This is a genomic window from Paenibacillus yanchengensis, from assembly GCF_042684845.1.
Classification (GTDB): Bacteria; Bacillota; Bacilli; order Paenibacillales; family Paenibacillaceae; genus Pristimantibacillus; species Pristimantibacillus yanchengensis.
The window spans coordinates 148119-167945 of the sequence record NZ_JBHUMH010000062.1; the positions used below are offsets into that span (position 1 = coordinate 148119).

Below are 19827 nucleotides of genomic sequence, written 5' to 3' on the forward strand. Positions count from 1 at the left end.
TTATTTCTAAAATGCTTTATTTTGTCGATTTTTACAGCTGTATTGCAACATTATTAATCGAAGTCAATATAATGATTATACTTGCTATATTATTTATATTTGATATACTATTTTCAAGGTGGTGAATCCATTGCAAGTATGTCCTCATTTACAATATGCGTTTCAAATTTTAGGTAAAAAGTGGAATGGTATGCTTGTGCATTACTTATCCATCCAACCTAACTACTCGGCACACTTTTCGCAGATGAAACGTGATTTATCCGAAATAACTGCTCGCGCTTTGTCGATGAAATTACAAGAACTTATTGAATTTGGCTTACTTGAAAAACACGTTTCTTCTGGAACACCTATAGTTATCACCTATTGCTTAACGGAAAAAGGAATCGAGCTATCACATAGTCTTGCACCGATCCAGCAATGGGCAGCGAAATACAATAACGAAGGGATGGAATAAGAGATGAACAAACAAAACCCAATGGCTTGCGATTTAACTACTGGAATTTGTGGTGATGCAGGAGATAATAGCGGAAGCGTTTTTGAAATGATAGATTTGAACCCACCCGTCAAACAAGTGGATATGTATTATGTGACGGACCCGATTTGTTCACACTGCTGGGCACTAGAACCAGTATTCCGTAAATTCACCCAGCAATACGGCAAATATTTGCGAATTAGGACAGTGACAGGTGGACTATTAGCAAATTGGGATGGATTTGCAGATTCGAAAAACGGGATTGGCAAACCAGCAGATGTTGCCGGACACTGGCAAGAAGTAGGCGAGCATTCGCGGATGCCGATCGATGGTTCCTTATGGCTATCTGATCCTATAATGTCTTCTTACCCACCGTCGCGCGTCTTTCAAGTGATTAGACAACAGAGCGAGGAACTGGCCAGCGTCTTTTTAAGACGAGCACGAGAAGCAGTTTTTGCATTTAACCGTAATATTGGAAAAGATGAAGTACTTATCGATATCGTAAACCAAATGGGATTAGATGGAGCAGCAATAATAACAGCAGCCAACGAAACTAGTGCGCAACAACTACTAGAAGAAGATTTTGCCTTGGCAAGCTCCCTCGGTGCACGTGGATTTCCAACGATATTATTTGTGAACGAGCAAAAACAAGCACTTCGCATTGTAGGTGCTCAATCACTAGAACACTATGTATCAGCGCTAGAACAAATACTAGGCGAAAAGCTGCAAGCAGCTCCTACTACTCCACTAGCAACAGTATTACAGCAAGAAAAACTTTTGTTCGCCAAAGAAATCGAAGTGCTATATGATCAAAGTGAAGACAGAATAGAATCATATGCAGATGCCCTCTTAACCAATGTACCACATCAAAAACAACAGGTACTAGGTGAAACATATTATCAATTAACAGAATAGAAATATGTAGGGTTAAGCCCCTAGAATAAAAAGTTGGACGGAAATGTTTTTCCGCCCAGCTTTTTTTGGTTGTACTTGTCCCTATTCCGTTGTTGCTGTTGTTGCTGCTAGAATGGTAACAAGACGGCAAAACACAACATGACACATTTGCGGATTTTTGTATGAAAAAACAGACAAAGCTGACCTCTAAAGGGCTGTTTCGAGCGAGTTTATACGATTTTCCGTATAAAACACTCCCTACAAGAGACTGTCCCAAGCGCGTTTATACGTTTTTTCACACAAAGCGCCCTACCTCTGTCTCCACGCATCACTTTTATACGTTTTTTCACACAAAGCGCCCTACCTCCGTCTCCATGCATCATTTTATACGTTTTTTCACACAAAGCTGTATCGCCATTCCTTTTGCATCTTATCATATACCCATCTATTGCATAAATAATCCATTCACTATCCATTATTCATTTCTGTCATCATTTATCATCTACTATCTATCATCCATTATCCATTATCCAAACTTCCATTCTACACAGATCTACGTTCACATAATACACAAATACACCTTCCCATCTTCCCATTTTTCACAAATCAACGTTCCAATAATTCACATCCTCCACACCATTCAACTATGACAACGAAAAAAAGGACATCCAGCAGTTAGTCAACACTGACTTATCTGAATGTCCCCTATATTTGTCAATTCATTATACTAATTTACCTATAAACGTGGCTGTTCCTGAACCAAGGTTGTGTAGTTCATATTCGCCAAGCTTGCCATCTATCGGCAAATGTACGGTAGCCGTTGTATTAGCTGGGATTTCTACTGTTAGCTCATACTGATCCCCAGTTATTTTCCAATTAGATCTAATTAGTCCATATAACGATTCATAGCTCGCTTCTACGAATGCTAATGTTCGATCCAAACGTGGTTTAATATGAATATGTTTAAAAGCAGATTGCTGCTCGTCGGTTTCCATACCAGCCATATAGCGGTACATCCACTCACCAACAGAACCATAAGCATAATGATTAAATGAGTTCATCGATGGTGTTTGGAAGCCATTGTGCTCCGTCCATCCGTCCCAACGTTCCCAGATCGTAGTTGCACCGTGATTAACAGAGTATAACCAAGATGGAAACTGTTCTTGCACTAACAGTTTGTAAGCAAGATCATCCTGCGCATAATCCGATAGTACCGGCAGAACATATGCCACTCCCATAAATCCAGTAGATAGCTTGTTTCCTCTTTCCGTTATATCTTCTACCAAATATTGTACTGCTTGCTTCTGTTGTTCTGGCGTCAACAATCCGAAACTCAACGACAATACATAACCTGTCTGCGTATGACCATATATTTTACCTTGCTCGTCAACAAACTTCTGCTGATATGCTTTCGTAATGTCCACAAATAGTTGGTTATAATAAGCAGCATCATCTGGCTTACCAATAATTTCTGCAATTTTAGCAACCAATTGTGTACTATAAGCAAAGTATGCTGTCGCAATAAGTTCCTTAGGAGTAGTCGAGCCAATCGATAACCAATCTTCATAGTTAGCATAGTCAGGTCTAATCAGGTTATCAGACATATCATGCAAATATTGAATCCAACGTACAGATGCATCGTAATTCGATTCTAACACTTGCTTATCACCATACATCAAATACATCGTCCAAGGAATAATTACTCCCGCATCTCCCCAACCAGGATTATCTGGAGCATGCCAGTTCAATCTAGTATTCCACATTTTATGTCTAATCCAGCCAGCATCAGGTGCAACGTCAGTAAACGCTCCCGATGGCTGTTGGCAATCTAGCATATCAATATAAAACTTATCAAAAAACTTTGCTACATCGCGATTGTACGTGGCAGTTCTAGCAAATATTTGTGCATCACCTGTCCACCCCATCCGCTCATCACGCTGTGGGCAATCCGTTGGTACGGATAAAAAGTTTCCTCTTTGTCCCCAATCAATATTAGAAAACAACTGGTTAATCATTGCATTCGATGTTGTAATGTTCCCTGTTTTAGGTATATCAGAATGAATGACTTGCCCTATAATCGTATCGAGATCTGCTTCACCAGGATAACCAATTAATTCAACATATCGAAAGCCGTGAAATGTAAACTTTGGTTCATAATATTCTGTGCCAATTCCTTTTAAAATATAGTGATCCTGCTGCACAGCTTTACGTAAATTTTCCAAGTATAAGCTACCATCTGGGTTTAACATTTCTGCGTGACTAACTGTTATTTTAGTACCTTTTGCACCTTGAACAGCGACCTTCACCCAACCTACCATGTTTTGACCCATATCATAAATGTAAGTATTGTCTTTTGTTTTTTGAATACTAATTGGTTTTAATTGTTCCGCAACTATAATTGGTGGTTCAATTGTTCCAGTTAACAAAGCATTATAGCCTGGTCTTGTATCAGGAACTTCCCACTCTTTATCATCATATCCCGCTTCCTGGTAGCCAATTAACTCCAAAGTAGCGTCGTAAGTCTCCCCCATAATCATATCTGAATATAACAATGGTCCTTTCGTTACTTTCCATGTTTCATCCGTTCTAATTTCCTCAACAGTTCCATCCGTATACTCAATTTTCGCTTGCATAGAGAATAATGGTCTTGCTCCATAAACTCTATCTCCAAGAAAACCTACCGTACCAGCATACCAACCATTTCCTAAAATAACGGAAAACACTTGCGCCCCTTGCTTGATGACATTCGTTACATCATACGCTTGAATTTGCACTCGTTTATGATAATCCGTCCAACCCGGTGCAAACAACGGGCTTATTACATTGCCATTGAAACTTAGTTCATATAAACCTAAAGCAGATGCATATACCATCGCCCGTTTTACTTGTTTCGTAGCAACAAATTCCTTTCGCATATAAGCAGGAGGTATTTCAAGAGAAGTAGTTTCTTTCGTTACATGCGCTTCTGGCTTTCTACCTATCCATTTTGCTTTCCATTGGCTACGCTCCAATATTCCCATAGACCAATAAGCAATTTCGCTCCACTCACTAACGATACCTTCTTCATCCCAAATACGAACGCGCCAATAATAATGCTTTTCGGCTTCTAGCTGTTTGCCCTGATAAGTTATTTGTAATGATTCATCTGAATTAACTTTAGCCGTATCCCAAATATCGACCATTTGATCCAGCAACAATTGACGGTCACTAGCTACTTGTATCTGATACGCTGATTGTAGTTTGTTAGATTTACTAGATTTACTTTTCCAAAAAAACCTTGGTTCTAATGTCGTAAGTCCTAAAGGGTTAGTTGCATATTCTACTTTCAAATCAACAACTTGCACACTCATTTTTTTCCCTCACTTTGTAGTTGATATTGATGAAAAAGTTCTAATTTCGCATACATATCTTCTAGCGTAAATCTGGAATCCACAGAACGATAAACGCGAATAGTACGGTCTGTATCTCGCGCAGTATAAGTCATATCTTTCTCCACATGTGGAGCAGGTACGTCATCATATTCAAATGCATGATCATCTAATAGTAACGAAACAGCCGGAGAATCTCCTAACTGCCAACTTTCCCCAGGCGGCCAGCGCAAATGATGACGAGGTAAATGATTAAATTCTACTAACTGATCATATAAATATCGACCAATCTCTCCGTGTGGTCTTACACGAACTGCTAATTCTGCAATCGTAACACGAACCATTTTATAAACGTTTCGAGGAACTTGCCATAGCGGTATACGAGATTGAAACACTACATTCGCTGCTTCAATATCATTTGCTAAATTAAACTCTTCCCCACCATGCGGATACGCTCCTCCACCTATCCACACAGCAGTTAGACGATTTTCAATCCGTGGTTCTAAAAGATAAGCTACTGCCAAATCTGTAATTGGTCCCAAAAAAATAACGAAAAGTGGCGTGGTCGTATCTTCACGCATCGCTTCATCTATAATCAGCTTTGCTCCTTCGGTTAGCTGTGGCTTTTCACCTGCTACTACTGCTTTTTCTGCACCTTTATAAACCTGATAATCTTCTTCCATCTCCATTAGTTTCAAAACATTTATTATCTCATCATACGATTCTTGCATCGATGTTTCACTACGTGTGCCAAAATGAGCGGCTATTAAACCAACATTATCAAATCTTGGCGTTAACAAAGCGTGAGCAATTGCAAACTGATCATCTGCTTCATTGGCTGCATCTGTATTTACAATTAAGCGCAATCTTTTATTTTCTGGGACATCATATGGCATAATACCTTTTTTCAAAAAAGCCACCCGTAACACCCTCCTTATATATTAAACTTCACTTTTTCAACGCACAATTACTAAACAACCAATTATTTTAGTTCAGCAACATAAACCAACAAGTAAAATAAATACAATAAACCGTTTTCATCCATTAAATTACGATATACATAAGTTAAATCTAACAAATTTAAGTATGTCGGTCAATAGTTTATCTGTTTTTCTAGTAAATATTTAATAAACAAAATTCAATTTGTTTTAAGTTTAGAAAGTAATCTCTAAAAACTATGTTTATCTCTTTTATTCAAATTAATATTGAACTACTACTTTTAATAGATTGTATGGTAATTAAACTATAAATAATTAGTATTTTTGAAACTTTAGTTCACCTTCATCGTATACTATGTTATCCTTTTATGGGATATATATTATATTGGAGGGAATCATTGTTATGAAAAGGGCGTATTTGGTATCAGCATTAGCAGCAATGATGATAGTTTTAGCTGCATGCGGGGGAAATTCAAGTGGAGAGAAAACACCTGCTAACAGTACTAATACTGAAGCAACGAACGTACAACAAACAGCAGCAACCGAACCTGGAAATGCTGAACTGGAACAAGCTGCAGTGGAAGAGCCAGCAGTAGAGCCAGAACAGAAGGAAGAAGAACCAAAAGAAGAAGAGCCGAAAGAAGAAGCGGCTAAAGAAGAAATACATAAACCTAAAGATAAATTTACGTTAGGTGATTGGGAAGTAACGCTCGATTCATTCGAATTTAACCAAAAGGTTAGCTCCGATATGTTCTCTTCTAGTGCTGACGAAGGCAACAAATTTATCGTTTTAAATTTCTCTGTTACAAATAATGGAAAAGAAGCAGAAAGCTTCACTAATACGTTTGGAGGAGTTGATGTACAAGCTCTATTCAAAGATGAATATGAATACAACTCTTCACGGACAATGTTAGATGGAGATATAGGCTATCGCAGCATCAAGCCCCTATCTACCAAAAAAGGCTTTGTCGTTATCGAAGTACCTGATAGTGTAGCTGAAAGTACGGAGAGCTTACTCATTCATCTGAAAGATGATAAAAACAAAGCTACAATAGTTTTAAGATAACACAATATCAAACATAACCTACTATAGGTTCTTTCGAGGGTATCCAGAAAAAGTAAGTGAAAACTTACTTTTCCTGGATACCCTCTTTGCCCCCTACTGAGTTAATTTCTACAACTAGACGCACAAAACCGACACTTCATCTCGCATGGAAGTTGGGATGATGAATTGTGAATGGGATGACTTACGCAATAAATTGTGCAGATGATATGCTGCAACAGTAAGTAGGAAGCTTTGTATGAAAAATCGTATAAAGTGGTGCGTGGAGACGGTTGGAAAGAATGCTTTGTATGAAAAAACGTATAAATGCGCTTAGTTAGCCGGTTGGGACGAATGCTTTATACGAAAAAACGTATAAACACGCTTGGGACAGACCATTGGAGGGAAGGCTTGTACGAAAAAACGTATAAAAATCGGCAAAGATGTTCTAACAGAAACGTCGTTGGATGGAGCATTGTACATAATTGTATTTTTCAATATCTTTTATATAATATTTACCATACATAACTTACCATACACCATATATCATATCCCTTACATTTAGCAATCCATAAAAAAAGTTGGACCAGAAAACATCACGTTTTTCCATCCAACTCTTAGTATAGTTATTTTTCTTATCAAATCATACTTTTTTGAAACTAGCTATTATCGTTACTTCCCCCTCACCAAACCATACTTCTAAAAAGTTAACAAACTAGTTACTTCCCTCACCAAACCATGCTCCTATAAAGCTAGTGCTACAGTTATTTTTTCTTGCCAAAGCGTGCTTTTATGAAGCTGATTACTGCTGGTAGAACCGAAATGAAGATGATTAATAACAAGACGGTTGAGAAGTTGTTCTTTACGATCGGAATGTTTCCGAAGAAATATCCTAGCATCGTACAGACGATTACCCAAATGACAGCACCGATTACATTATAAGCAAAAAAGTAGCGATAGTTCATCCGACTAGCACCTGCCACAAACGGAGCAAACGTACGAATGAATGGCATAAAACGAGCAATAATAATTGTCTTTCCACCGTGTTTATCGAAAAAATCCTGTGCTTTCTGTAGACGCTCTTGATTAATCAACTTGCCTATCCATGAATTAGGTTTAATCGCTAGACCCAGTTTCTTACCTATATGGTAGTTGACAGTATCACCAATCACTGCTGCCACGAACAATACGAGCATTAATAATCCTAAATTAAAAGCACCTTGTGCCGCAAACGTACCGCCTGCAAATAATAAAGAATCTCCTGGCAAAAATGGAAAGATAACGACACCTGTCTCGACAAAAACAATTAAAAATAAGATAGCGTAACTCCATATACCAAAAATTTCAATAATCTCAATTAAATGCTGATCAATGTGCAATATAAAACTTATCAAATCTTGAATAATCGACATGCATGTACCTCAATTCAATCGTAATTGTGTTTACCAGTATATCCCCTTCATTATTATATAACATTTTGTAGCTACAATACTACTAACTCTACTAATACAAATCTTCTCCTCCAGCTTCCATCCAATTCTCTACAAATATGTTATACTTAAAGCGACTTATAAAGCTGCTGACGTGGAGAGTTATATACTATGAATACTACTATTCGTCGTTTTTTTCTATTCTATATTTTTGTTTATGGTGGTCAAGCTATTTACAATACGTTTTTGCCACTATACTTTGATGACATTGGTTTTTCGACTATCCAAATTGGGATGATTTTAAGTATTGGTCCATTCGTAGCAATGCTGGCACAACCACTCTGGGGTATGCTAAGCGATCGTTCTACTAGCAAAAACAAAGTGCTTTATATTTTATTAGCTGGTACTGGTTTCGCTATGCTTATTTTCCCCTTATCAACGTCGTATAGTTATGTATTATTTACTATTTGCTTATTCACCTTATTTCAAACTTCTATTTTTGCTATTAGCGACACCATTACGCTAGAATCATTAGATAAAATGCGCGTCGGTAGCTTTGGTCATATTCGAATGGGTGGCACGTTTGGTTTTGCCGTCATGTCCATTACATTTGGATTTATTGCCAAAAACAACCTTACCGCCATGTTTCCAATTTATGCTTTGCTAATGATTGTCTGTTTATTTTTAGTATACAAATTTCCGAATATTGCTGGTCATCGTACAAAAGGTAGTAAAATTTCGTTCCTCACCTTATTTCAAAATAAAAAGCTAATGATATTTCTCGGATTTAACTTTATTTTGCAAATTACACTTGGCTTCTACTATTCGTTCTTCCCTATTTACTTCCGTGAACTAGGCGGAGACAGCAGCCTACTAGGGTGGTCCATGGTTATCTCCTCCTTATCAGAGGTCCCTTTTTTACTCTATGCGGATCGAATCTTTCGCCGAGTTAAAATTCAAACGATATTACTACTATCTGCTGTCGCCACTTGTTTGCGCTGGTTACTATTTTATTGGGTCGAAACGCCGCTTGCTGCATTACCAATCCAACTATTACATGGCGCTATGTTTATCGTCTTAACCGTAACAATGGCTACCTACATTAATAAAGAAGTTCCGAAAGAACTAAAAGCTAGCGGACAAACCTTCAACGGACTACTCAATCTTGGTGTCGCTCGTATTATTGGTAGTTTAGCTGGTGGAGCAGCTACAGCTGCTGTTGGCTATCGGCAAGTCTTCCTCTACAACGCTTGGATTTCGATTATAAGTACGATTCTGTTTGCTAGTCTACTTCTATATTGGGCTAGAAAAGAACGTAAAACAAAACAAGCTAACGTGTAAATAACAAGAGCCCGTTTCTATTAACTGCCTGGGAACAGTCAATAGAAATGAGCTCTTAATGCTATCTATAACAATGGAACGGTAACAATTTGTTATAAGGGTTGTGCAAAGTTTGTTAGCTAAACTTTGCACAACCCTTTAATGTGATGCAGTCAATCCATGTGGAATACAAAGTGGTACGCCAGTCCGGGGATCTGCAATAATATCCGCTTCAATACCAAACACTTCACGTAATACTTCCTTGTTCATTACTGTTTGTGGCGTTCCTTCACTAATAATCGCACCTTGTTTGATCGCCACCATATGCTCCGCATATCTCGTTGCATGATTAAGATCATGAACGACCATGACGATGGTTCTTTTTTCTTCTCTATTTAATTGTTGCAATAGTTGTAGTACTTCTAATTGATGTGCCATATCAAGGTATGTCGTTGGCTCATCTAGAAACAAAATTTTTGTTTCTTGTGCAAGTGCCATCGCTATCCAAGCTCGCTGTCGCTGTCCACCTGACAATTGATCGACAGGTCGATCACTGAATTGCTCCATTCCCGTGACGTGAATCGCCCATTCTACTTGTTGTTTATCTTCTTTAGTTAAAGAACCAAACCCTTTATGATACGGGAAACGACCATAGCCTACTAACTCAGCGACTGTCAAACCGTCAGGTGCCACAGGATTTTGTGGTAAAATCGCTAGCTGCTTCGCTACTTGTTTCGTCGGCTGCTCATGAATCGACTTGCCATCCAAAAACACTTTACCTTGTTCCGGTTTAATCATTCTGGCAATTGCTTTTAATATTGTCGATTTACCCGATCCATTCGAGCCTACTAAAGCAGTAATTTTTTCTTCCATTATCGTTAAATTTAAGTTTTGTACGACTAGTCGATTGGCATATCCAATTGCTAGTTCCTCTGTGTATAAACGTTTCATTCTCGCCTCTGCACCCATACGATTACTTTACCTCCGCTGGCTGGTATAGATGTTTTAATAATTCCTTATTCTTTTTGGCAAACAAATCATTATGTGACGATACCATGCCATACTTCCTTGCATCTGGTGTAATTAACTGCTTTGCTTGATTAACAGCATTGGCTGCATCCTGGAATGCTCCAGCGATCAAATGCAGTTTTCCTTCATGATGCAATATATCACCAGCCGCATAAATCCCTTTAATCGATGTTTCACTAAGTGGATTACCAGCTATATAATGTTCCTCAGCTAATTCTAACGGAAATTGCTCGTTTTGAAGTAACGTTTTATCTCGTTCATAACCGTGATTAATAATCACTTCATCTACTGCAAGTTCAAAAAATTCTCCAGTTTCTTGGTGCTGCAAAACAACTTTCTCAATCTTCTCATGATTAGCAGCAGCATCCAATCTTTCAATCGTCGTATTCAATAAACATTCTACAGAACTTTGATGCAGCTTACTCACCTGTGCTTCATGCCCCTTCAATGCATCCTGACGATAGGTTAAATAGATTTGTTTGGCAATCGGCTCTAGTTCATTCGCCCAATCAATAGCGGCGTTACCTCCACCGGATATTAATACTATTTTATCTTTAAATCGTTCTAGGGACTTCACAGTATAATGAAGATTAGTAAGTTCAAAGCGTTCCGCCCCTGTAATATTCAACTTCGTAGGCTGCAAAATACCGCCGCCAACAGCTATTATAATCGTTCGTGAATAATGCTTTTCACCAGATGCGGTATGAATTTCAAAAAGTGGAACCGAATGATCACTTCCCGCTCCTGCTGGATTAAGCTCGGATGGTACCTGTTTAAAATACGTTACTTTTTGCCCTAACACTACTTCTGGTTCAAAAGTTAAAGCTTGCGCTGTCATTTGCTCGATTAATGTTGCAGCAGGTACAGGAACGATTCCACCAACATCCCAAATCATTTTCTCAGGGTAGACGTGAACTTTTCCTCCCAAACGTGGTTGAAACTCAATTATTTTCGTTTTCATTTCACGCAGTCCACTATAAAAAGCGGAAAATAAACCAGCGGGACCTCCACCTATAATCGTTATATCAAATATTTGTTCCTGCTCTACCATTTCTATTCTCCCTTCTATCTCCACAAGCTTCCACCTGTTTATATGCTAAATTACTAAATATGCTACATCATTATTTTGCTTTCACTCGATTGGTCGTTTTCAGTAAGTACAATAAATATGGTGCGCCCAGTAGTGAAATAATCACTCCCGCCGGAATTTCCTTAGGTGCAAGCACCACTCTTCCAACAAAATCAGCAGCGAGCAATAACATACCACCGAGACAAAGCGTTAACGGCATTAAGCGCATCATTTTGGGACCGACAATTCGTCTCGCAATATGAGGTGCTAATAAACCGACAAATCCGATTGCTCCAACAACCGAAACACTTATTGCGGATAAAATAACGACGAGAACAATAATGATAAATCGTGTTCGTGAAGTCGGTATACCTACCCCTGTAGCCACCTCATCGCCGAATGATAAAACATCTAACGTAGGAGCATAGTAGATGGCAAGTGGCAATATAACGAGTAGTGTAACAATAACGATGACCAAATGATGCCAGCTTGTCCCGTATGTACTACCAGCTAACCAAGCAAGTGCTTGCGTAGCATGTACATTCGCTTTGACTAGTATAATTTGAACAACGGCTGCTCCGACCGCCGAAAAAGCGATTCCCATTAGTAATAAAATCATCGGTTGAAAACCACTTCTCGCACTAATCGCTAAAATAATAAACATCGTAACAAATGCACCGACAATCGCTCCGAGTGGTACAAACAGATATGCCGCTTGAGGAAAGACGAGCATACATAACATCGCCACAGCATTCGCACCAGCTGTTATTCCTATAACCGAAGCGTCAGCTAATGGATTGCGCAGCACATTTTGCATCATTAATCCACTTAACGCCATCATCATCCCAATGATAAAACTAACAAACACACGCGGCACGCGGAAATCCCAGACAAATTTGTTATACAGCAATTCTGAAGGTAATTTCGCAAGTGACGTGAAACTAGTACCGCCAAAAGATAAACTAGCAACGATCATAGCTAATATAGCTACAGTAATAACCACGTATAATCTACCGATTCGCTTCACTCTTACTTCGCCATCTAACGAACCTGTATTCGTTCGACTTGTTACTCCCATTTTAAATGCTAAATAAACAAGCCAAGGACCACCAATAATAGCTGTCATCGCTCCTACCGGTAATTCAGTAGCTTTCGAAACGTAGCGAACGATAATATCGGCAGCGATTAACAATGCGGCTCCAACAACTACGTTGGCTAATAGCATCGACCGATGCATACGCAGCCCTGTTAATCTAACTAAATGAGGAGCGATAATACCGACAAATCCGATTGGACCTACTACCGTAACGGTTACCGCAGCCAGAATAATGGCGAATAACCAACCTAGTCCTTTTGTTAATGTAATATTTTGCCCAAGCCCAGCAGCCGCTTCATCGCCCAGCAATAAAACATCAAACCGCCGACTAACGAAAAATGCGAACAACAACGTACCAACAATCCACGGCCAAGCAAAACGAACACCAGTCCAATCTAATTGCAATAGCGTCCCTGAACCCCAAAGAAATAATGTAGAAGCTTCATTCTCGAACAATAGTTTGAGAGCGCTAGTAAATGATGAAAATAGCATTGTCACGATTAAACCAGTTAGTGCAATCCGTACAGGATCAAGCGATCTACCAACAAGTAATGATACGAGAAGTGCTGCTACAACTCCCCCCATCATCGTAATAACAATCGGATATTTCCCCATCATTCCAGGCATTAAAATAGTGAATAATACGACAAAAAAGTAAGCTCCTGCATGTATACCTAGCGTACTTCCACTGGCAAGCGGATTTCTAGTCATCGACTGAAGGAGCATACCAGCTACTGCTAGCGCTGCTCCAGACAAACATCCAATAACAAAACGTGGTAAGCGGCTCGACAATAAAAAATTCATCTGCTGCTCATCATGCCAAACCTCTTGCCAAAAGGCGAAAAATCCTTGTGACGCTTGCCCTTGGCTAACATGGATAGCCCCTAAAGCTACAAATAGCAATACATAAGCTGTCAAAAACAATATCGTTCGTTTCATTACTGTTTACTTGTTAGTACGGATACTACATTTTGTATTAATGTTTCCATTGACAATACGCTTCCAAATGTCCATACAGCTGCACCAGCGTCGTACATTTGATTTTCCTTCACAAAATAAAACCCGTTCCATGCTGCATTGTTTTTCAAGTTATCGAACAATGGATCATCTGTTTGTACCGTATGAATGAGCATCGCCTGATCATGCTTCGCTAGTCCTTCCACATTCGTCTCGACTAAACCGCTTGGTGATTCTGAGTCATCACTGATTTTGTTTTGCAATCCAATATTTTCGAGTACATGACTTACCATCGAATTTTTGGTAAATATACGGAAAGTTGGTGCTTGATTAACTGTAAATGCTTGTGTAAAGACAAACTGGTTCGTAGGTAGATTTGCTTGTTCGATCGCTTGTTTTGCTTCCGCATAGCGCTCTTCCAAACGTTTAATCGCAGTATCTACTTCTGCTTCTTTACCAACTAACTTTCCTGTATTTCGTAAATTGGTTAACATGTGAGCAAATAGATCGGCTTGAGCTGCTTCCGTAGCGTTATCATACATAACTACTGGAGCAATTTTTTCTAGCTCACCTTTAATTTTTTCATGACGACCTTTAACACCTAATATAAGGTCTGGCTTTAAATTAGCGATTGCTTCGATATTCGGTTCAATTCTTCCCCCAACATCAACTACTTCAGGCGCTAGTTTCGCATCGATAGTAACCCATTTATTAAAGTTTTCAATATCAGCTACTCCAACCGGTTGCACACCAGTAATTAACAACTCTTCAACTAAGCTCCACTCTAATGCAACTACACGAGTACGTGGACTATCAAACGTTTGTGTCCCAAATCCGTCAACAATTTCAATTTTTTCACTTGTTGTCACACTTTCTTCTGCTGGCGTACTAGTTTCGGTTGTTGTTTTTGTTGTTTCTACTTGCGTTGTCTCCCCTGTCTTACTATTTTGATTAGCAGTATTTTTCTCTGCCATACATCCGGTAAGTACCACCATCGCTACAATAAGTATTGCTATATATTTTTTAAACATGAATTAATTTCCCCTATCTTCATTTTGGTATGTCAATGATATGCTATACTAGCATTCTTTATAAATATTTCTTCCTAAACATGGTGACTGTACTAATTTAGCTCATACATTATCCTCCTGTGCTCATTCAATTGAGAGTGATTATCATTATTGTCAGTATAGTCAACACTATCATTTTATGCAAGTTTTTTTTCACAAAAAAAACTCCTTCTCGTTTAGCAATAGAGAAGGAGCTTCATTCGTATTCATTATTAGACTATATCTATCATGGCAATACTACCAATTTTCTCGATCTGGGCTACCACCGTATCGATGATTTTCGTTCAATGCATCGATACGTGCCATATCTTCAGCTGATAGCTCGAAATCGAAAATTTGTCTATTTTCTTGAATTCTCGCTGGCGTAGTCGATTTAGGAATCGTAATAATACCATGCTGTATATCCCAACGCAACACAATTTGAGCAGCTGTTTTATTGTACTTGTCAGCTAGTTGCTGCAATAATGGAAGCTGCAAGTTGCCTTGCATCAACGGGCTCCATGCTTCCATTTGAATACCATGCTTGTCGCAATACTCTCTCAGCGGTTGTTGGGTCAGCATCGGATGTAATTCTACTTGATTAACCATCGGTACAACCTCACAATCTTGCAGTATATCTTCCAAGTGGTGGATTTGAAAATTACATACTCCAATAGCTTTAGCTTTCCCTTCCTTATACAAATGCTCCAACGCTCGCCAAGTCTCTTTGTATTTCCCTGTTACTGCCCAATGGATTAAATACAAATCAACCTGCTCGACACCCAGTTTTTCACAGCTTTGTTCAAAGGCAACTAACGTTTCCTCGTATCCTTGCTGGTCATTATATACTTTCGTTGTAATAAAAATATCTTCCCGTGCTATTCCACTACTGGCAATCGCTTGCCCAACTCCACGTTCATTACCATAAACAGAAGCGGTATCGATGCTGCGGTAACCAGCTTCTAATGCATGTGATACAGCTGCAATCGTTTCTTCCCCATCTGCTACTTTCCATACTCCGAATCCTAGCTTGGGCATAGCTACTCCATTACGTAGTACAAAAGCTTCTTCTTGTCCAAATAAAGAAGATTTGTTCATTATAATCACCTTTCCTTTAGCTGTTCAATTTTCAGCTGCTATCTTTCGCTTCTTCTTTCCTTTCGCCATAAGTTGCCTGAATCCTGTTAGCGATGTCTTTGTTTCAACGAACCGATTTCAAAATTATTGAAGCGACTACTCAAATTGGAATTGAAGATTATAACTACTTTTCCACTATGTTCAAGCGATAATTCGGCATTTCTCTATTAGGTGTTCGCAAAAAACAATAAGTTTTCATTGCTACTTCCACTCGTTATTGACTATAATAATGAAGGAACTGTTTCCATTACATGAGCTTGGAGAGATTGTAGCAATGAGCAGCTATTTACAACCAATACTTACTGCCGCCCTTTTCTTTTTTGTATTAGCAATTATTTTAATCATTCCTTGGCTAATCTACACCTATAGAAAATTCGGATTTTTATCGATATCTACTACTATTATTATTTTTTCGTTTTTGTTTTATTTTATGGCAGCTTTTTTCCTAACGATGTTACCTTTACCTGCTACTCGAGACAATTGTGGGATAGGTGGCGCTTCCGCAACCATACCTTACTCGCTTGTTCCATTTCAATTCATCAAAGACACCTTGAAAAATAGCGGTATCGTATTATCACAACCAACTACTTACATTTATGCTATTCAACAACCGGCATTTCAACAAGCATTCTTTAACTTTTTATTACTATTGCCCTTTGGTATTTATCTAAGGTACTTTTTTCAACAGAAAAAATATTGGTTACGAGCATTATTAATTGTTTTTAGTACGACTTTATTTTATGAAATAACACAAGCAACAGCTTTCTATGGTTATTATGCTTGTCCCTATCGCATTTTTGATGTCGATGATTTAATGTTAAACACTGCTGGTGGTATTTTCGGATTTTTCGCAGCTCCTGTTGTACTAGCATTTTTTCCATCGCGAGCAAAAGTAGCCGATAAAGCAAAACAAATTTTTGTGCAAGATAGTGTAAAACCGATGGCTATTTTACTAGCATTATTTATAGACAGTATTATACTCAAATTTTTGGATACGTCGCTACGTGCGATCATTCCTACGGATACCATCTTTAGTTTAATACTGTATAGCATGTTATTTTTCGCACTTGTATTTATTACGCCTATCGTCTTTAACGGATATACGATCGGTTCCGCCATATTACGGTTCCGTTATACGAGTAGAACAAATAAGCGAAGTACGGATATTATCCGATTATTTAAACGTAGTTTAGCGTTGTATGCTTTATATATCGGACCAACTATTTTGTCTTTACTAAGTAATTTGCACATCCCAGAAGATTCTATATATTTCGCATTATCCATCTGGCTAGACATTGGAATTGCTGCTACTTATTTTTTTGGGTCACTCGTATTAATTGGACATGTTATTTTTGTACTAATTGGCAGAGGCAGACATCGCTTTTTCTTCGATGAAGCAGCCGATTTGTTCCCAACACGACTTAAAAAAACTGACGAGTAATAAATAAAAAGATGTGACTTTTTAAAAAAAACCAGCTATTCTCACTTGCAGGTTCGAACCTACAAGTGAATAGCTGGTTTTTGATTATTATTGCACTACTTTTAGTAGCACGCTAGCAAGCGTTTTTTGTTCTTCCGGGCTAGCTGATTTCCATAATTCCATCAATACTTGCTCTTCGCGGTTTCTTGGTTCTTCATGATTGGCCAAGTAACTTGCTACATGCTGCGTAGCTTTCGTCAAACTTTCATGACTCAGTCCCATCTTCTCACCAATCTCCACTTTACCAGCCAAATACTGTTTAAATTCACCGAAATTACCTAAAATTTCATTTACTTCTTGACCATCAAGATTAGTCAATTCTTGTTTAATACTTTGATTAATATCCATCTCTAAACACATCCTTTCGTAAGAATGTATTTAGTATGCCGCTCTTGTTAGAATATAATCTTGGAAATTACAGGCTAATTAAACCGATAATGCTGGCGTGCTAATATCTAATGCCGGACCGAACATTTCATAATTAATTTGCTTTGCATCAATACCAAGCTCCGTTAGCATGTGATAAACTGCTTTCATAAATGGTAATGGTCCACATATATAAAAATCGGCATCTGTTGGAATAATAGAACGAAGCCAAGGCAAATCAATATAGCCTGCTTTGTTATAATCTACATGTAACGTATCATTTTCTGTAGGTTGCTCATAACAAACATAAGCTTGCAATTGGTTATGCTCCGTTTGTAATTGTTTTAGTTGTTCAACAAAGGCATGCGCCTCTTTATTAATTGCAGCATGAACGTACGTAATCGGACGTTTCACTTGCTCTGCAAGCGCAGTAGACAACATACTATACAATGGCGTTTGACCGACACCACCACTAATAAGTACAAGCGGTTTATTATTGGATTGAAGTACAAAGTCACCAGCCGGTGCGCTAATTGGCAATACATCTCCTATTTGCACCTGTTGATGCAAATAATTAGATACTTTTCCAGCCGGATAATTCCCGCCATCTTCTCGCTTCACACTTATTCGCAAATAAGGCTCACCAGATATGTTAGAAACACTATATTGTCTAATTTGTTCATATTGTTCACCAGGTATGGCTGCTTTTATACTTATATATTGTCCTGCTGTAAACGGAGGTATGCTACTACCATCTAATGGTTGCAAATAAAAAGAAGTAATCACACTACTTTCCACTACTTTATTAATAACTGTAAATGGTTTAAAATGGCGAAAACCACCACTTTGTTGTTCTGCTTCCACATACATCTGCTCTTCTACCGCTATAAAAGCGTCCGCAATAATACCATAAGCTTCTGTCCACGCTTGTAATATTTCGTCCGTACATGCGTCGCCCAGCACCTCTTTGATCGCTAACAGAAGATGGCTTCCTACAATGGGATAATGTTCTGGTAATACGCCTAAACTGCGATGTTTATGAGCAATTTGCTTCACTACAGGCATAATATTTTCTAGCTGATCGATATGTTGTGCTGCTGCATAGACAGCGTTAGCTAATGCTGCTTGCTGTCTACCTTGTCGCTGATTAACATGATTAAAAATGTGTAGTAATTCTGGATGATTTTGAAATAACATGTCATAAAAACGAGTGGTAATCGCTTGACCATGAACTTCTAGTACAGGAACCGTTGATTTAATAATGGAGATCGTTTGTGCAGATAACATAAATGCAGCACCCTTTCATAAAAGAAGTATTCTATATACATCTTTTATCACAGCGTGAAAAAAAGCAATATATAAAATACATCTTTTACATTTTCGCCACATTTGCCTAGCTTTTCGTTCACAATACCGACTTTTTCTTGGTACAAATTTGTCACACATGTTAATTTAAATTAACTGGAACACACCTTGCTGTAAGAAGCAACATGGTATAATATAAGTTAACATTTGAATGAGCCATAATTATATTCATCGATAAAGGTAGGTGTATTGGATGCATTTGACTCAGTATACTGACTACTCCTTGCGTGTACTTATCTATCTCGCTCTAAAACAAGGGGATCAGTTATCTAACATTAAAGAAATAGCCAACCATTACCATATATCGCATAACCATTTAATGAAAGTTATTTATCAGCTAGGCAAGCTTGGGCTAGTCGAAACTATTCGTGGTAGATCGGGTGGTATTCGTTTAGCTCTAGAGCCTGAACAAATCAATATCGGGCAAGTAGTGAGGCGAACAGAAGAAGGCTTTGTTATCGTAGAATGCTTTGATCCGACTAAAAACAGATGTAAATTAAGTGCTAATTGTCAATTGCAGTCTATTTTACACGAAGCCTTAGCTGCTTTTCTGCATGTACTCGACCGGTACAATTTAGCTGATCTGGTGCAAAACAAAGATTCATTACTCCTGCTATTACACGGTGAACGATAACTTATTTCGTACTATCATGGATCGTAAAAAATATAGCCTGCAACTCCCTTAAAGAATGAAGTGCTCCCTGTCAAGTGGACAGTGTAAAAAACAAAAATAGTTAGGTTAGATACCTCGGCTCGTTTTAACAGAGCTGAGGTTCTTTTCGTTACGCAGCTCTTCGGTATTCGTTAGGTGAAAA

General features: G+C 38.4%; 16 protein-coding genes. 6 read left to right on the top strand and 10 right to left on the bottom strand.

All coding sequences use genetic code 11. The features are described from left to right. Positions 1 to 130: 130 nt before the first annotated feature. Both ACFSTH_RS18940 and ACFSTH_RS18945 read left to right on the top strand, forming a co-directional pair. Positions 131 to 454 carry a winged helix-turn-helix transcriptional regulator gene (locus ACFSTH_RS18940; RefSeq protein WP_377793755.1) on the top strand — a complete coding sequence of 108 codons (324 nt, stop codon included), beginning with the start codon at positions 131 to 133 and terminating at the stop codon, positions 452 to 454. 3 nt (positions 455 to 457) lie between these two features. Then, positions 458 to 1387, top strand: coding sequence for a DsbA family protein (locus tag ACFSTH_RS18945; protein WP_377772935.1), 930 nt, complete (start codon positions 458 to 460; stop codon positions 1385 to 1387). A gap of 701 nt (positions 1388 to 2088) precedes the next feature. Here ACFSTH_RS18945 and ACFSTH_RS18950 read toward each other — a convergent pair. Further along, positions 2089 to 4716: a family 78 glycoside hydrolase catalytic domain gene (locus ACFSTH_RS18950; RefSeq protein ID WP_377772933.1), complete on the bottom strand. Its 2628-nt coding sequence runs from the start codon at positions 4714 to 4716 to the stop codon at positions 2089 to 2091. Further along, positions 4713 to 5654 carry a nucleoside hydrolase gene (locus ACFSTH_RS18955; protein ID WP_377772931.1) on the bottom strand — a complete coding sequence of 314 codons (942 nt, stop codon included), beginning with the start codon at positions 5652 to 5654 and terminating at the stop codon, positions 4713 to 4715. The genes ACFSTH_RS18950 and ACFSTH_RS18955 overlap by 4 nt, the downstream gene beginning before the upstream one ends. A gap of 421 nt (positions 5655 to 6075) precedes the next feature. Here ACFSTH_RS18955 and ACFSTH_RS18960 point away from each other — a divergent pair, with 421 nt between their 5' ends. Beyond that, positions 6076 to 6738 carry a DUF5067 domain-containing protein gene (locus ACFSTH_RS18960; protein ID WP_377772929.1) on the top strand — a complete coding sequence of 221 codons (663 nt, stop codon included), beginning with the start codon at positions 6076 to 6078 and terminating at the stop codon, positions 6736 to 6738. A gap of 740 nt (positions 6739 to 7478) precedes the next feature. Here the strand turns inward: ACFSTH_RS18960 and ACFSTH_RS18965 are convergent. Beyond that, positions 7479 to 8126, bottom strand: coding sequence for a DedA family protein (locus ACFSTH_RS18965; protein WP_377772927.1), 648 nt, complete (start codon positions 8124 to 8126; stop codon positions 7479 to 7481). Positions 8127 to 8315: 189 nt separating this feature from the next. On the opposite strand from ACFSTH_RS18965, the gene ACFSTH_RS18970 reads away from it, so the two are divergent. Next, entirely contained in the window at positions 8316 to 9485 is a 1170-nt protein-coding gene (locus ACFSTH_RS18970; RefSeq protein WP_377772925.1) for an MFS transporter, read from the top strand. A gap of 138 nt (positions 9486 to 9623) precedes the next feature. Here the strand turns inward: ACFSTH_RS18970 and ACFSTH_RS18975 are convergent, their stop codons facing one another. The 5 genes from ACFSTH_RS18975 to ACFSTH_RS18995 all read right to left on the bottom strand — a co-directional run bounded on the left by ACFSTH_RS18975 (position 9624) and on the right by ACFSTH_RS18995 (position 15762). Continuing rightward, positions 9624 to 10415 carry an ABC transporter ATP-binding protein gene (locus tag ACFSTH_RS18975; RefSeq protein ID WP_377772923.1) on the bottom strand — a complete coding sequence of 264 codons (792 nt, stop codon included), beginning with the start codon at positions 10413 to 10415 and terminating at the stop codon, positions 9624 to 9626. A 22-nt stretch (positions 10416 to 10437) separates the two neighbouring features. Next, positions 10438 to 11544 (bottom strand): NAD(P)/FAD-dependent oxidoreductase, encoded by a 1107-nt coding sequence (locus ACFSTH_RS18980; RefSeq protein ID WP_377773136.1) that lies wholly within the window; start codon positions 11542 to 11544, stop codon positions 10438 to 10440. Positions 11545 to 11614: 70 nt separating this feature from the next. Next, positions 11615 to 13597, bottom strand: coding sequence for an iron ABC transporter permease (locus tag ACFSTH_RS18985; RefSeq protein WP_377772921.1), 1983 nt, complete (start codon positions 13595 to 13597; stop codon positions 11615 to 11617). Then, positions 13597 to 14646, bottom strand: coding sequence for an ABC transporter substrate-binding protein (locus ACFSTH_RS18990; RefSeq protein WP_377772919.1), 1050 nt, complete (start codon positions 14644 to 14646; stop codon positions 13597 to 13599). Before ACFSTH_RS18990 ends, ACFSTH_RS18985 begins: the two co-directional genes overlap by 1 nt. A gap of 276 nt (positions 14647 to 14922) precedes the next feature. After that, a complete protein-coding gene (locus ACFSTH_RS18995) occupies positions 14923 to 15762 on the bottom strand; it encodes an aldo/keto reductase (RefSeq protein WP_377772917.1) in 840 nt (279 codons plus the stop codon). Between the two features lie 313 nt (positions 15763 to 16075). Here ACFSTH_RS18995 and ACFSTH_RS19000 point away from each other — a divergent pair, with 313 nt between their 5' ends. Continuing rightward, positions 16076 to 17242 carry a VanZ family protein gene (locus tag ACFSTH_RS19000; RefSeq protein ID WP_377772915.1) on the top strand — a complete coding sequence of 389 codons (1167 nt, stop codon included), beginning with the start codon at positions 16076 to 16078 and terminating at the stop codon, positions 17240 to 17242. An 87-nt stretch (positions 17243 to 17329) separates the two neighbouring features. Here ACFSTH_RS19000 and ACFSTH_RS19005 read toward each other — a convergent pair whose 3' ends face one another. Next, positions 17330 to 17629, bottom strand: coding sequence for a DUF3243 domain-containing protein (locus ACFSTH_RS19005; protein WP_377772913.1), 300 nt, complete (start codon positions 17627 to 17629; stop codon positions 17330 to 17332). Positions 17630 to 17707: 78 nt separating this feature from the next. Then, positions 17708 to 18934 (bottom strand): NO-inducible flavohemoprotein, encoded by a 1227-nt coding sequence (gene hmpA / locus ACFSTH_RS19010; RefSeq protein ID WP_377772911.1) that lies wholly within the window; start codon positions 18932 to 18934, stop codon positions 17708 to 17710. A 271-nt stretch (positions 18935 to 19205) separates the two neighbouring features. Here hmpA and ACFSTH_RS19015 point away from each other — a divergent pair, with 271 nt between their 5' ends. Then, entirely contained in the window at positions 19206 to 19646 is a 441-nt protein-coding gene (locus ACFSTH_RS19015) for an RrF2 family transcriptional regulator (protein ID WP_377772909.1), read from the top strand. Positions 19647 to 19827: the final 181 nt, after the last annotated feature.